Consider the following 13,823-nt stretch of genomic DNA (forward strand, 5'->3'; position numbering starts at 1 on the left):
GGGAACCGGCGGCGATGAGCCCGGCGGCGCGCGCCGTTTCCGCCCTGGCGGCGGGGGTGGCGCGGGCGGCGGCGGCCCTTGGCGCCCTGGCCACGCTCCTGTGCCTGGCGCTGGTCACCATCTCGGTGCTGGCGCGCTACCTGGCCGGGCTGCCGCAGCCCTGGATCGACAAGACCGCCGGCTGGCTGGTGGTGGCGCTGGTGCTGCTGGCCGCGCCCGAGGCGCAGCGGCGCTTCGAGCATATCGGCGTCGACGTGCTGACCAACCGCCTGTCCGGCCGCGCGGCGCGCGGCGCGCGGCTGCTCGGCACCCTGTCCGTCGCGCTGGTGGCCGGCATCCTGCTGAACGCCGGGCTGGAGACGGTGGCCTTCAGCCGCATGATCGGGGTGATGACCGAGATCGACGGCGTGCCGGTCTGGTGGATCCAGGCGCTGCTGCCGCTCGGCGCCGCGCTGCTGATGGTGGTGGCCCTGGCGCAGTCGGTGGTGCTGGCGCTGGGCCAGGACCCGGATTACCTGCCCCACGGGGCGGAGGAGCTGCCGCGCGACACGCTGGCGCGCGGCGAATAGGGATCGAACACCGCCCATGACCTTCCTGGCCCTGCTCGCGGCGCTGTTCGTCGTGCTCTATCTCGGCGTGCCGATGTTCGTGGCGCTGTTCCTGCTGCCGCTTGGCGTGCTGATCTGGGTGGAGGGCGGCGTGCCGGCGCTGGGCGAGCTGGTGATCGGCCAGCTCGACGGCTACCTGCTGGTGGCCATCCCGCTCTTCATGCTGATGGCGCATGTCATGGTGCGCGGGCGGGTGGTGGACGACCTCTACGCCGCCGCCTTCCGCCTGCTGCGCGGCGTGCGCGGGGGCGTGGGCATCGCCACCGTCGCCGCCAGCACCGTCTTCGCCGCCATTTCCGGCTCCTCCGTCGCCACCGCGCTCACCGTGGGCAAGATCGCCATCCCGCAGATGCTGCGCTACGGCATGAGCCGGCGCGGCGCCTTCGGCGTGGTGGCGGGCGGCGGCACGCTCGGCATCCTGATCCCGCCCTCGGCGCCCATGGTGCTCTATGCCTATGTCACCGAGACCAGCGTCGGCGCGCTGTTCCTGGCGGGCGTCATCCCCGGCCTGATGATGGCGGCGATGTTCGCCCTCTACTGCTTCCTCACCGAGAAGCGCGCCGTGGCGCCGGAGGATGCCGAGATCGACGCCGCGGCGCCGGAGCAGTTCTCCCTCGCCCGCGCCGGATGGAGCCTGTCGCTGCCGGTCTTCGTGCTGGGCGGCATCTACATGGGCATCTTTACCGCCACGGAGGCCGCCGGCACCGGCTCGCTCTACGCCATCCTGATCGCGGCCCTGGTCTACCGCAGCCTCACCTGGCGCGACATGCTGGACGGCGTGCAGGAAGCGACCCGCACCAGCGCCATGCTGCTGATGATCATCGCAGGCGCCGCCATCTACGGCTACATGCTGACCAAGCTGCGCGTGCCGCAGGAGCTGACCGCGCTGGTGCTGGAGTGGGGCCTGTCGCGCACCGGCTTCCTGGTCGCCATGATGGTGCTGCTGTTCATCCTCGGCCTGGTGCTGGAAAGCTTCTCCATCATCCTGCTGACCATGCCGGCGGTGCTGCCCCTGCTGGCGCAGCTCGGCATCGACAAGGTGTGGTACGGCATCCTGCTGACGCTGAGTCTGGAGATGGCGCTGATCTCGCCGCCCGTGGCGATGAACCTCGTGGTCATCAAGGCCATCACCGGGGCGCCGCTGGCCGAGGTGAACCGCTCCATCATCCCCTACATGCTGATGCTGGCCTTCGGCACGGGGCTGATCGTCGCCTTTCCCGACATCGCCCTCTGGCTGCCGCGCGTGGCCGGCTACGGGGCGAACTAGAACAGGGTTTTGCCCTGTTCCAGTTTGCTGTTTTGGTGCCCTCAGGCGCCGGGCGCCGCCTCCGGCGGCTGGGCTTCCGCCGCATGGGCGGCGGGCCGCGGTCGCGGCCTCGGCCCGGCAAGGCCGGGCCGCATGGTTTTCGGCTGCCCTCAGGCGCCGGGCGCCGCCTCCGGCGGCTTGGCTTCCGCCGCATGGGCGGCGGGCCGCCTTCGCGGCCTCGGCCCGGCAAAGGCCGGGCCGCATGGTTTTCGGCTGCCCTCAGGCGCCGGGCGCCGCCTCCGGCGGCTGGGCTTCCGCCGCATGGGCGGCGGGCCGCAGTCGCGGCCTCGGCCCGGCAAGGCCGGGCCGCATGGTTCTCGGCTGCCCTCAGGCGCCGGGCGCCGCCTCCGGCGGCTTGGCTTCCGCCGCATGGGCGGCGCGCCGCGGTCGCGGCGTCGGCCCGGCAAAGGCCGGGCCGCCTTGCTGCGCTGGTGCCCTCAGGCCGCCTTGGGCATCCGCAGCACCTCTCCCAGCGCCCGCACCAGCCCCGCGATCATCGCGTCGTCGTGGAAGGGCGTGGCGCAAAGGCGCAGGCGCTCCGTGCCGCGCGGCACGGTCGGGTAGTTGATCGGCGTGACGTAGATGGAGAACTCCTCCAGCATCCGGCGCGCCACGGCGCGGCAGGCATCGGCGCCCGGCACGGGGACGGGCACGATGTGGCTGTGGCTGTCGAGGCGCGGCAGGCCGGCGGCATCCAGCGCCGCCTTCAGCGCCGCGGCGCGCTCCGCCAGCCGCGCGCGCAGCGGCGCATCGGCGCGGATGTGGCGGATGCTGGCCAGCGCGGCCGCCACGGTGGGGGGCGGCAGGGCGGTGGTGAAGATCAGCCCCCCCGCCACCGAGCGCACATAGTCCACCAGCTCCGCCTCGCCGGCGATGTAGCCGCCGAACACGCCGACGCCCTTGGCCAGCGTGCCCTCGATCACGTCGATCCGCGCCGCGGCCCCGTCACGCTCGGCGATGCCCGCCCCTTCCGCGCCATAGAGGCCGACCGCGTGCACCTCGTCCAGATAGGTGAGCGCGCCGTATTTCTCCGCGAGGTCGCAGAGGGCGTGCAGCGGCGCGATGTCGCCCTCCATGGAATAGACGCTCTCGAAGGCGATGACCTTCGGCGCCGCCGGGTCGGCGGCGCGCAGCAGGCTTTCCAGGTGGTCCAGGTCGTTGTGCCGCCAGATGTGGCGCCTGGCCGGGCTGCGGCGCATGCCGTCGATCATCGAGGCATGGTTCATCGCGTCCGAGAACACCTCCATGCCCGGCAGCGCGGCCAGCAGGGCGGACAGCGCGGCCTGGTTGGCGAGATACCCGCTGCCGAACAGCAGCGCCGCCGGCTTGCCGTGCCAGCCGGCCAGCTCCGCCTCCAGGGCCGCGTGCAGCGGCGAGGTGCCGGAGATGTTGCGCGTGCCGCCCGCGCCCGCGCCATGCGCCGCCACCGCCTCGGCCGCCGCCCGCTGCACCGCCGGGTGCGTGCCCATGCCGAGATAGTCGTTGGCCGACCAGACGGTGATCTCGCGCGCGCCGCCCGGGCCGTGCCAGCGATAGGTCGGGAAGCGGCCGGCGATCTTCTCCAGCCGCGTGAAGTCGCGGTAGCGGCCCTCGCTGCGCAGGGCGCCGAGGTGCCGCGAACAATGGTCGAGCAGGGTCTGACGCGTATTCATGGGCGGCCTCTATAAACCCTGCGTCATCTCCTTGCAGCGGCGATGGTGGCGGATCAGCCCTGCCCAAACGCCGTGCCCGGCTCCTCCGCGAGAATGGCGCGCAGCCCGGCGCGGTAGTCCGGATGGCGCCAGCGCAGGCCCAGCGCCGCCCGCGTGGCGCGGCTGTCCACCCGCCGGTTCTCCGCCCAGAAGGAGCGCGCCATGGGCGACATCCCCGCCCACGCCTCCTCGAACGGCACCAGCGGCGGCGGCGCAACCCCCAGCAGCCGCGCCGCCTCCGCCGTTACGGCGGCGCCGGCGGCGGGCTCGTCATCGGCCAGGTGCAGCACGCGCGGGGCTTCCACGTCCCACCCCCCCTGGCCGGCGGCGGCCAGCACGGCGGCGGCGATGTCGTCGCGGTGGATGCGGGAGAACAGGTGGCCGGGCCGGTCCACCCGGCGGGCGCGGCCGGCGCGCAGCTCGTCCAGCGCGCTGCGGCCGGGGCCGTAGATGCCGGCGGTGCGGAAGATGTCGAGCGCCACGCCGCGCCCGGCGAGCGCCGCCCACCACGCTTCCTCGGCCGCCAGGCGGCGGCGGGAGCGTTCCTGCGCCGGGGCAGGCGGCGTCGCCTCGTCCACCCAGCCGCCCTGCCGGTCGCCATAGACGCCGGTGGTGGAAAGGTAGCCCACCCAGCGCAGCGCCGTGGCGCGGGCCAGCGCCCCGGCATGGGCCTCCAGCACCGGGTCGCCCCCCTCCCCGGGCGGGACGGTGACGACGAGATGGGTGGCGGCGGCGATCGCCGCGCCCGCCTCCGCGAAGGGGAGCACGGCCAGGCCGGGCGGCGCCTCATCACCGGGGCGCGGCGCGCGGCGGGTGCCGGCCACCGCCCATCCCGCCGCCCGCGCCGCCGCCGCCACGGCCAACCCGGCATATCCCAGCCCCAGCACGAGCATCGCCATCAACATCTCCTGCGCCTTGCCGCCCCCCATGTGGCGCCCGGGCCGCCCCCCGGCTAGAGTGGGCCGGATGCGAGCCCCCCTCCGCCACGCCGTGCTGGGCATCCTCGCCGCCGCCCTGCTGGCGGGGCTGGCCGGGGGCGCCTTGCTGCTGCACGCCCCCGCCTCGCCCGAGGCGGCGGAGGCGCCGGGCCCCGCCGGCGCCTCGCCAGAGGCAGCCCCGGCTTCGCCCCCGGAGGCGGCCCTGCCGCTGCCGCCGGAGCCGCCGCGCCTGGCGGAAGGGCCGGAATACGAGGCCTGCCTCGCCCTGCTGCGCATCGACCCGGAAGGCGCCGCGCAGCGCGCCATGCAATGGGAGGAGCGCGGCGGCGGCGATGGCGCCCGCCACTGCCTGGCGCTCGCCCTGCTGGCCCTGGGCGAGCCGGACCGCGCCGCAGCCCGGCTGGAGCGGCTGGCGGGCGGCCTCGCGGGCGGCGGGCCGGGCGGCAACGCGGCGCGGGCCTCGGTCTATGCCCAGGCCTCGCAGGCCTGGATGATGGCGGGCGACCCCGGCCGCGCCTATGGCGCCGCCACCCTGGCGCTGGTGCTGATGCCGGACGACCCCGCCCTGCTGGTGGACCGGGCGCTGGCCGCCGGCGCCCAGGGCCGCTACGCCGAGGCGCTGGAGGACCTCAACCGCGCGCTTTCCCTCGATCGCGGCCGCGCGGATGCGCTGGTGTTCCGCGCCGCCGCGCTGCGCCACCTGGACCGCCCGGAAGCGGCGATGCAGGACATCGAGGCGGCGCTGCGGCTGAACCCCGAGAGCCCGGAGGCGCTGCTGGAGCGCGGCATCCTGCGCCAGCTCAAGGGCGATGCGGGCGGCGCCCGCGGCGACTGGCAGCGCATCATCGCCCTCGCCCCCGACAGCGCGGCGGCCGACCTCGCGCGGCAGAACCTGGCGCTGAACGAGGCCGGCCCGCGGCGGCGCTGAGCCGCCTTACCTCCTTACTTCCCCGCTTTCTTACTTCCCCGCCTTCTGGCCGGCGCCCCTAGCCATGGCTCCGGTGCGCGCGCTGGCTCATCACGCAGCCCAGCACCACGATGGCGGCGCCCGCCAGCGTCATCGGCGCCGGCAGCACGCCCCAGACGGCGAAGTCGGCCAGCACCGCCCAGAGCAGCGCCGAGAACTCCAGCGGCGCGAGTTGCGCCGCGCTGGCGTTGCGGAAGGCCAGCGCCAGGCAGATGGTGCCGCCCCCCGCCAGCACGCCGTTCAGCGACAGGAACAGCCAGTCCGTCCCCAGGGGCGGCACCCAGTGGGCCACGGCGAAGGGCGCCAGCACCAGCGCCCCCGGCAGCGAGGACCACAGGATCAGCCGCGCCACCCCCGCCTCGTGCCGCAGGCGCCGGTTGATGGTCATCACCAGCGCGTAGCTGAAGGTGGCCATGAACGCGTAGCCATAGGCCAGCAGGCTGCCCCCCGCGCGCAGCCCCGGCAGCATGGCCAACAGCACGCCGCCGAAGCCCACCCCGCACCACAGCCACACCGCGCGCGGCAGCCGCTCGCCCAGCACCAGCGTGGCCAGGCCCAGCGTCATGAAGGGGGCGGTGAAATAGACGAGGTATCCCTCGGCCAGCGGGATCTCGCGCAGCGCCAGGAAGAAGCCCAGCGCCGAGCCCATCATGCCGGCGGCGCGCAGCAGGTGCAGCGCCGGATGCGCCGTGCCGAGCGTGCCCCCCGCTCCCGGCCGCAGCGCGCGCAGCGCCAGCAGCAGGCCGAGCAGCACCAGGTGGCGCAGCAGCACCACCTGCTCCACCGGATAGCTCCCCGACAGCAGCTTGCTGTTGGTGTCCAGCAGGGCGAACAGGCCGAGCGCGGCCAGCATCAGCACGGAACCGCGCATCCCCGTGTCAGGTCCTTCTCGCAGCGGCGGGTGGGGCGGCTTCTCGGGCCGCGGCGGGGCGGCGTCAATCTCCGCCCTTCCCTTGTGCGGCGCGGCAAGGCACAAGCGGCCGGCCATGACCCCTGCCCTCGCCTCCGCCCTGATGCCGCTGATGCGCGGCGTGGACCCCGAACGCGCGCACCGCCTGGCGCTGAAGGCGCTGGCCCTCGGCCTCGCCGGGCGCGACGCCACGCCGGACGACCCCGTCCTCGCCACCCATGCCCTGGGGCTGGCGTTCCGCAACCCGCTCGGGCTGGCGGCGGGCTTCGACAAGGACGCGGTGGCGGTGGCGGCGCTGATGCGCCTGGGCTTCGGCTTCGTCGAGCCCGGCACCACCACGCCGCGCCCGCAGGCGGGCAACCCGCGGCCGCGGCTGTTTCGCCTGCCGGAGGACGCGGCGGTCATCAACCGCATGGGCATGAACAACGAGGGGGTGGAGGCCTTCGCCGCGCGGCTGGCCGCGCTGCGGCGCCCGCTGCCCGCCGTGCTCGGCGCCAATATCGGCATCAACAAGGAAGGCGCGGAGCCGGAGCGGGACTACCCGGCGCTCTACCGCGCCGTGGCGGGGGTGGCGGACTACGTCACCATCAACGTCTCCTCCCCCAACACGCCGGGCCTGCGCGACCTGCAGGGCGAGGCGCGGCTCGCCGCCATCCTGGAGGCGGTCGCCGCCGCGCGGGCGGAAGCGCCGCGCCAGCCCCCCGTGCTGGTCAAGATCGCCCCCGACCTGGCCGATGCGGCGGTGCCCGCCCTGGTCGGGACCTGCGTGGCGGCGGGCGTCGCCGGGCTGATCGTTTCCAACACCACCATCGCCCGCCCCGCCAGCCTGCGCGGCGCGCACCGGGGCGAGACGGGCGGGCTGTCCGGCCAGCCGCTGTTCGAGCCCTCCACGGCGCTGCTGCGGCGGGTCCACCGCCTGGCCGCCGGGCGGCTGACGCTGATCGGCTGCGGCGGCGTCTCCAATGGCGCGCAGGCCTATGCCAAGATCCGCGCCGGCGCCTCGCTGGTGCAGCTCTACGCCGCCTTCGCCTATGCCGGCCCCGCCCTGGTGCCGCAGATCAAGCGGGAGCTGGCCGCGCTGCTGCGGCGCGACGGCTTCGCCCATGTCCATGACGCGGTGGGAGCCGACAACGCATGAAGATCCTCGAAAGCGCCGCCCCCCTGGCCGAGCGGTATGACGGCTTCGTCCTCGACATCTGGGGCGTGCTGCACGATGGCGAGAAGCCCTATCCCGGCGTGCCCGAGGCGCTGCGCGAACTGCGCGCGCGGGGCAAGCGCGTCGTGCTGCTGTCCAACGCGCCGCGCCGCGCCTGGACGGTGGGCGAGGCGCTGGCCGGCATGGGCCTCGGGCCCGAGCTGTTCGACGGCATCGTCACCTCGGGCGAGGTGGCCTGGACGCTGCTGCGCGACCGCACCCACCCCTTCTTCGCGCCCCTCGGCCGCCGCGCCTTCCACATCGGGCCGGAACGCGACCTTTCGGTGATCGAGAGCCTCGACATCGCGGTGACGCGGGACGCGGCGGCGGCCGACTTCGTGCTCAACACGGGCCCGGATTTCGAGCATGGCCGGGAAAGCGTGGCGCCCTACCTGCCGATGCTGGAGGCGGCGGCGGCGCGGAAGCTGCCCATGGTCTGCACCAACCCCGACCGCGCGGTGATGGTGGCGGGCCAGCGGCTGATCTGCGCCGGCGCCTTCGCCGACCGCTACACCGGCCTCGGCGGCGCGGTGATCGAGATCGGCAAGCCGGACCCGATGGTCTACGAGACGGTGCTCGCCACGCTGGGCCTGCCGCCCGGCCGCATCGCCGCCGTGGGCGACACGCCGCACACCGACCTGGCCGGCGCCGCCGCGGTGGGCATCGACGCCATCTGGGCGCTGACCGGGCTGGCGGGGGACCATTTCGGCCCGGACCCGTCGCCGGAGGCGCTGGATGCCGAGGCGGCGCGGGAAGGCGTCTCGCCGGTGGCCGCGCTGCGCAGCCTGCGCTGGTGAGGCGGCGGGCGGGGGAGGCGTTTCCCCGCCCGTCCCGCCCGCCCCGCCCCGGGGCTGCCCCGCGCGGGGCGCATGGAAAAGCCGGCAAAGGTGATCGGGCGCGGGTGGCCCGCCGGGGGCGCAGCCCATAGGTTGGCGGCATGAGCCCCCGCGACACCGTCCACGAGAATCCGGCCCACGAAAATCTCGTCCGGGAAAAACCCGAGGGACTCGCCTCCCCGCCGCCGCGCCGCGTGCCGGCGACATGGCTGCTGACCCTGCTGATGGGCCTCGGCCCCTTCAGCATGCAGATCCTCATCCCCTCCCTGCCGCTGCTGGCCGGGATCTTCGCCGTGCCCTACGCCACGGCGCAGATGACGCTGACCATCTACCTCATCGGCATCGCGCTGGGCCAGCTCATCTACGGGCCGCTGTCGGACCGCTACGGGCGGCGGCCGGTGCTGCTGGCGGGGCTGGCCATCTATCTCGCGGGCTCGCTGGCGGCGCTGCTGGCGCCCTCGATCGGCGCCCTCACCCTGGCGCGGGCGGCGCAGGCGGCGGGCGGCTGCGCCGGCATGGTGCTGACGCGCGCCATCATCCGCGACGTCTTTCCGCGCGACCAGGCGGCCAGCAAGATCGGCTTCGTCATGATGGGCATGACGGTGGCGCCGATGCTGGCGCCGTTGCTGGGGGCGGAGCTGACCACCGCCTTCGGCTGGCGCACCACCATGCTGGCCTGCGTGGGCTTCGGCGTCGCCCTCGGCCTGCTGGCGCTGCGCCTGCCGGAAACGCTGGCGGAGAAGCAGCCGCTCCCCGGGCTGGCCGGCATGCTGCGCGCCTACTGGCAGCTCGCCCGCATCCGCAGCTTCCGCTGCTACGCCGCCATCACCACCTGCACCACCGGCGTGTTCTTCGCCTTCATGGCCGGCGCGCCGCGCGTGCTGATGGACGGCATGGGCTACACGCCGCGCGCCTATGCCATCGCCTTCATGGCCATCTCGGTGGCCTTCGGCGGCGGCTCCTTCCTGGCGGGGCGCTATTCGGCGCGGTTCGGCCTGGCGCGGATGCTGCGCTGGGGGCTGGTGGTGAGCAGCGCGGGCGCGGTGCTGGCGGTGCTGGGGCAGGCGCTGCTGCCGCTGTCCATCGTCGTCTTCTTCCTGCCCATGACCATCGTGGCGCTCGGCAACGGCGTGTCCCAGCCCAACGCGGTGGCGGCGGCGGTGAGCGTGAAGCCGCAGCTCGCCGGCACCGCCTCGGGGCTGGTGGGCGCGCTGCAGATGGGCTTCGGCGCGGTGATGACGCTGCTGGCCAGCGCGGTGGAGCTGGGCTCGGGCATCGGCACCGCGGCCACCATGGCCGGCTGCGCGCTGGGCGCCCAGCTCGCCCTGCGCGGCGCGCGAAGGGCGCGGGAAGACCAGGGTTAGGGCTCGGCCAGAGGGGGCCGTCCGGTTGGCCATCCGGTTGGCCATCTGGGCGGGCCGGGGAAGCGGATGGGGGAAAGGCGGGAGAGTTCACCGCCAGGGCCACGCTCTTACAATTCGCCACATTGACCGCTCGCGGCGGGTTTGTCAGGCTCGCGGCGTGAATGCCCTTGACCCCCAGATCGCCCGCCAGCTTGCCGAGGATCTCCCCTCGGATGTTTTCATCAACGTGCTCCGCACCTTCGAGGACGATCTGTCGCGGCTGGCCGCGCAGATGGTCGCCGCGGCCGAGCGGGGGGACCTGGAGGGCTACCGGCGGGGCGCGCATGGCCTGGCCGGGGCGGCCGGGGCCATCGGGGCGCGGCGGCTGGAAAGCCTCGCGCGCCAGGCCATGAACCCGCGCGACGCAACCCCGCCCGCGCAGCTGCTGCCGCAGCTCAGCCTGGCCGCCCAGGAAACGCTGCGGGAGCTGGAGGCGCTGAGCGCCGCCCCACCGCCGCCCGGCCCGGCGCGCTGAGCCGGCCGCCCTTCCGCCCTCCACGAATCGCGCCGCGGCGCTCCGGCGCCTGCCGTTTCGCCACCGCCGGCACGCGCCGCCCGGGCCGCCAGAGCCACGCCGGCAGGAAAACCGGTGGCAGCCCCACGCCTGCCCCGCCGCGGCGGGCGTGCGGATGGCGCGGCCCCTCGCGCCCCGCGTGTGGCGGCGGGATTCGGCAAACGCTTTCGGGAAATGTTTTGGTAACCTATACGCCGCTCAGATAGGCATGGTGCATCGCTGGCGCCGTTTCGGCCGGAGCCGTTGCCAGAAAAACTCGAGGGTTCACGGCGGATGATGCGGGTCTATTGGTGCGTGACGGAACAGCATGACCTGCGGCTCGTGCTGCTGGCGGCGCTGGTGTGCCTGGCGGGCTCGGTCACCGCGCTCGGGGTGCTGCGGCGCGCGGCGCAGGCCCGCTCCTGGTCGCGCGCCGGCTGGCTGCTGCTGAGCGGCATGGCGGGCGGCTCGGCCATCTGGTGCACCCACTTCATCGGCATCCTGGCCTATGAACCCGGCACCCGGCTGGGCTTCGAGCCGGGACTGACCCTGGCCAGCCTGGTGATCGCCATCCTCGCCTGCACCGGCGGCTTCGCCGTGGCGGCGGGGCGGGCGCGCGGCGCGGCGCTGCTGGGCGGGGCGCTGGTGGGCGGCGGGGTGGGCGCCATGCACTACACCGGCATGCTGGCCTATGGCGCGGGCGGGGTGGTGACCTATGACCGGCTCTACCTCGCCGCCTCGCTGGCGCTGTCGGTGCTGTTCGGCATGGCGGCGCTCTGGCGCGGCCTGCGCGGCGGCGGCTGGCGCGGCATCCTGGGCGGCGCGCTGCTGTTCAGCGCCGGCATCGTCGCGCTGCACTTCACCGGCATGGCGGCGGTGCAGGTGCTGCCCCTGCCGCTCGACATGGAGGGCAACGGCACCCATGCCGCGCTGGCCCTGACGGTGGGGCTGGTGACGCTGATGGTGATGGCCGCCGCCGCCGCCGCCCACCTGATCGACCACCGCAACGAGGAGGACGGGATGCTGCGCATGCGCCGCCTCGTGGACTCCGCGATCGAGGGGCTGGCGATCGTGCAGAATGGCCGCATCCTGGAGGCCAACCAGAGCTTCCAGGCCATGGCCGGGCTGCCGCGCGCGGCGCTGGTGGGCCAGGAGATGCCGGGCGCGCTGCTGCCGCCGCTGCACCTGCCGGAGGGCCGGCCGGAGGCCACGGTGGAGACGCAGCTGCGCCGGGCGGACGGCACGCTGCTGGATGTGGAGCTGGTGGTGCGGGACAACGTGCCGCGCCCCGGCAAGCGCGTCTTCGCGCTGCGCGACCTGCGGGAGCGGCGCGAGCAGGAGCGGCGCATCCGCCACCTGGCGCTGCACGACGCCCTGACCGGCCTGCCCAACCGCGCCCGCTTCACCCAGCAGCTCGAGCAGACGCTGCGCGCCGCGGGCCTGGCACGGCAGAGCGTGGCGCTGATCCGGCTGGGGCTGGACCGCTTCAAGGAGATCAACGACCTGTACGGCCACATGGCGGGCGACGCGGTGCTGCGCAGCTATGCGCGGCAGATCTCCACCCTGGCGCCGCCCGGCAGCGTGGCGGCCCGCCTCGGCGGCGACGAGTTCGCCCTGCTGCTGCCCTATGTGGCCGAGGGCGAGCTGCGCGCCGTGCTCGACGCGCTGGAGGCGCTGGCGCGGCAGCCGCACTGGGTCGGGCCCGCGGAGATCCTGGCCAGCGCCGCCATCGGCGTCGCGCTGTTTCCGCTCGACGCCCAGGCGGGCGAGGCGCTGCTGGCCGATTCGGACGTGGCGATGCGCCGCGCCAAGGCGCTGCGCAGCGGCGGCGCCTGCTTCTACCAGGCGGAGATGGATGCCAGCGTGCGGGTGCGCCGCCGGCTGGCGGAGGACCTGCGCGGCGCCCTGGCGATGGGCCAGCTTCGCCTGTTCTACCAGCCCCAGGTGGAGCTGGCGACCGGCCGGCGCACCGTCCACGAGGCGCTGATGCGCTGGCGGCACCCGATGCGCGGCTTCGTCTCGCCCGCCGAGTTCATCCCGCTGGCGGAGGAGAGCGGGCTGATCCTGACGCTCGGGGAATGGGCGCTGCGCACCGCCTGCGCCGCCGCCGCGGCCGACCCGCGCATGGGGCGGGTGGCGGTGAACCTCTCGCCGTTGCAGTTCATGCAGCCCGGGCTGCCGCAGGCCATCGCCACCATCCTGGCCGAGACGGGCCTGCCGCCGGGGCGGCTGGAGCTGGAGATCACCGAAAGCACGCTGATGCAGGACCAGGACCGCGCCACCGTCATGGTGGGGCAGATCCGGGCGCTCGGCGTGCAGGTGGCGATGGACGATTTCGGCACCGGCTATTCCTCGCTCGGCACGCTGCGGGCCTTCTCCTTCGACAAGATCAAGCTCGACCGCAGCTTCCTGCGCGAGATCGGCAGCAGCCGGCAGGCGATGACCATTCTCCGCGCCGTGCTGGCGATCGGCCAGGGGCTCGGCGTGCCGGTGCTGGCCGAGGGGGTGGAAACGGAGGAGCAGCGCGCCCTGCTGCGCGCCGAGGGCTGCGCCGAGGCGCAGGGCTACCTGTTCGGCGAGCCGCTGCCGCCCGAGGAGCTCGGCCTGCGCGGCAGCGCGGCCGCCTGAGGCCACAGCACCCCAGGCGACAAAGCCCCAGGCGACAAGTCCTGGGGCCGGCGCGTCCTCAGCCCTCGCGGTGGACGCGCAGCGGGCCGAAGCTCTGGCAGACCGGCATCACCTGCAAGGTGTTGACATTGACCCGCGCCGGCCGCGAGGCCACCCAGTGGACGGCATCGGCGATGTCCTCGGGCGTCAGCGCCTCGGTGCCCTGGTAGACGGCGGCGGCGCGGGCCTCGTCACCGAAGCGGACCTTCGAGAACTCCGTGCCGCCGACCAGGCCCGGCTCGATGTCCGTCACCCGCACGGCGGTGCCGAACAGGTCGGCGCGCAGGTTGAGGCTGAACTGGCGGACAAAGGCCTTGGTGGCGCCATAGACGTTGCCGCCCGGATAGGGCCACTCGCCGGCGGTGGAGCCGATGTTGACCACATGGCCGCGGTTGCGCGCCACCATGCCCGGCAGCACCGCATGGGTGACGGCGACGAGGCCCTTCACGTTGGTATCGATCATCGTCTCCCAGTCGCCGAGGCTGGCGCGCTGCGCCGGCTCCAGGCCGAGGGCGAGCCCCGCATTGTTGACCAGCAGGTCGATCCCCGCCCAATCCTCCGGCAGGGCGCCGATGGCGGCGGCGACGGCCGCGCCGTCCCGCACGTCCAGCGCCAGGGGCCGCACCCTTTCCGCCCCCAGCTCGGCCGCCAGCGCCTCCAGCCGGTCCAGCCGGCGGCCGGCGGCGATGATGCGCGCCCCCGCCTCCTCCCGCGCGAAGCGGCGGACGATGGCGGCGCCGAACCCGGCGCTCGCCCCGGTGACGAGAAGAATCATGGAGAACCCCCCTGCGCAGGCATTGCCCCGCCGG

Annotated in this window: 12 protein-coding genes; 8 read left to right on the forward strand and 4 right to left on the reverse strand. The window is 74.6% G+C overall.

Annotation, left to right across the window (positions count from 1 at the left end):
• Positions 1-14: 14 nt before the first annotated feature.
• Together CR162_RS05820 and CR162_RS05825 are read left to right on the forward strand one after the other, a co-directional pair.
• Positions 15-569 (forward strand): TRAP transporter small permease, encoded by a 555-nt coding sequence (locus tag CR162_RS05820; RefSeq protein WP_099094597.1) that lies wholly within the window; start codon positions 15-17, stop codon positions 567-569.
• A 16-nt stretch (positions 570-585) separates the two neighbouring features.
• Positions 586-1,875 (forward strand): TRAP transporter large permease, encoded by a 1,290-nt coding sequence (locus CR162_RS05825; protein ID WP_099094598.1) that lies wholly within the window; start codon positions 586-588, stop codon positions 1,873-1,875.
• A 476-nt stretch (positions 1,876-2,351) separates the two neighbouring features.
• Here CR162_RS05825 and hemA read toward each other — a convergent pair whose 3' ends face one another.
• Complete coding sequence (hemA, locus tag CR162_RS05830; RefSeq protein ID WP_099094599.1) at positions 2,352-3,566, reverse strand: 5-aminolevulinate synthase; 1,215 nt, start codon at positions 3,564-3,566, stop codon at positions 2,352-2,354.
• Between the two features lie 53 nt (positions 3,567-3,619).
• Positions 3,620-4,504: a Rossmann-fold NAD(P)-binding domain-containing protein gene (locus CR162_RS05835; protein ID WP_367604093.1), complete on the reverse strand. Its 885-nt coding sequence runs from the start codon at positions 4,502-4,504 to the stop codon at positions 3,620-3,622.
• Between the two features lie 67 nt (positions 4,505-4,571).
• Here CR162_RS05835 and CR162_RS05840 point away from each other — a divergent pair, with 67 nt between their 5' ends.
• On the forward strand, positions 4,572-5,471 hold the full coding sequence (locus CR162_RS05840; protein WP_099094600.1) for a tetratricopeptide repeat protein: 900 nt from the start codon (positions 4,572-4,574) through the stop codon (positions 5,469-5,471).
• Between the two features lie 58 nt (positions 5,472-5,529).
• Here CR162_RS05840 and CR162_RS05845 read toward each other — a convergent pair whose 3' ends face one another.
• The gene (locus CR162_RS05845) at positions 5,530-6,381 is read right to left on the reverse strand and encodes a DMT family transporter (protein WP_245870146.1); all 852 of its coding nucleotides are present in this window, start codon (positions 6,379-6,381) and stop codon (positions 5,530-5,532) included.
• A 115-nt stretch (positions 6,382-6,496) separates the two neighbouring features.
• Here CR162_RS05845 and CR162_RS05850 point away from each other — a divergent pair, with 115 nt between their 5' ends.
• The 5 genes from CR162_RS05850 to CR162_RS05870 all read left to right on the forward strand — a co-directional run bounded on the left by CR162_RS05850 (position 6,497) and on the right by CR162_RS05870 (position 12,975).
• Positions 6,497-7,558, forward strand: a complete 1,062-nt coding sequence (locus CR162_RS05850) for a quinone-dependent dihydroorotate dehydrogenase (protein WP_099094601.1) — start codon at positions 6,497-6,499, stop codon at positions 7,556-7,558.
• Positions 7,555-8,412, forward strand: a complete 858-nt coding sequence (locus CR162_RS05855) for a TIGR01459 family HAD-type hydrolase (protein WP_099094602.1) — start codon at positions 7,555-7,557, stop codon at positions 8,410-8,412. The genes CR162_RS05850 and CR162_RS05855 overlap by 4 nt, the downstream gene beginning before the upstream one ends.
• Before the next feature lie 140 nt (positions 8,413-8,552).
• Positions 8,553-9,815 carry a multidrug effflux MFS transporter gene (locus CR162_RS05860; RefSeq protein ID WP_099094603.1) on the forward strand — a complete coding sequence of 421 codons (1,263 nt, stop codon included), beginning with the start codon at positions 8,553-8,555 and terminating at the stop codon, positions 9,813-9,815.
• A gap of 157 nt (positions 9,816-9,972) precedes the next feature.
• Entirely contained in the window at positions 9,973-10,329 is a 357-nt protein-coding gene (locus tag CR162_RS05865) for an Hpt domain-containing protein (RefSeq protein WP_099094604.1), read from the forward strand.
• 312 nt (positions 10,330-10,641) lie between these two features.
• Positions 10,642-12,975, forward strand: coding sequence for a bifunctional diguanylate cyclase/phosphodiesterase (locus CR162_RS05870; RefSeq protein ID WP_099094605.1), 2,334 nt, complete (start codon positions 10,642-10,644; stop codon positions 12,973-12,975).
• A 58-nt stretch (positions 12,976-13,033) separates the two neighbouring features.
• Here the strand turns inward: CR162_RS05870 and CR162_RS05875 are convergent, their stop codons facing one another.
• Entirely contained in the window at positions 13,034-13,789 is a 756-nt protein-coding gene (locus tag CR162_RS05875; protein WP_099094606.1) for an SDR family NAD(P)-dependent oxidoreductase, read from the reverse strand.
• Positions 13,790-13,823: the final 34 nt, after the last annotated feature.

Origin of the sequence: Teichococcus rhizosphaerae (assembly GCF_002631185.1) — a bacterium.
Classification (GTDB): domain Bacteria; phylum Pseudomonadota; class Alphaproteobacteria; order Acetobacterales; family Acetobacteraceae; genus Pseudoroseomonas; species Pseudoroseomonas rhizosphaerae.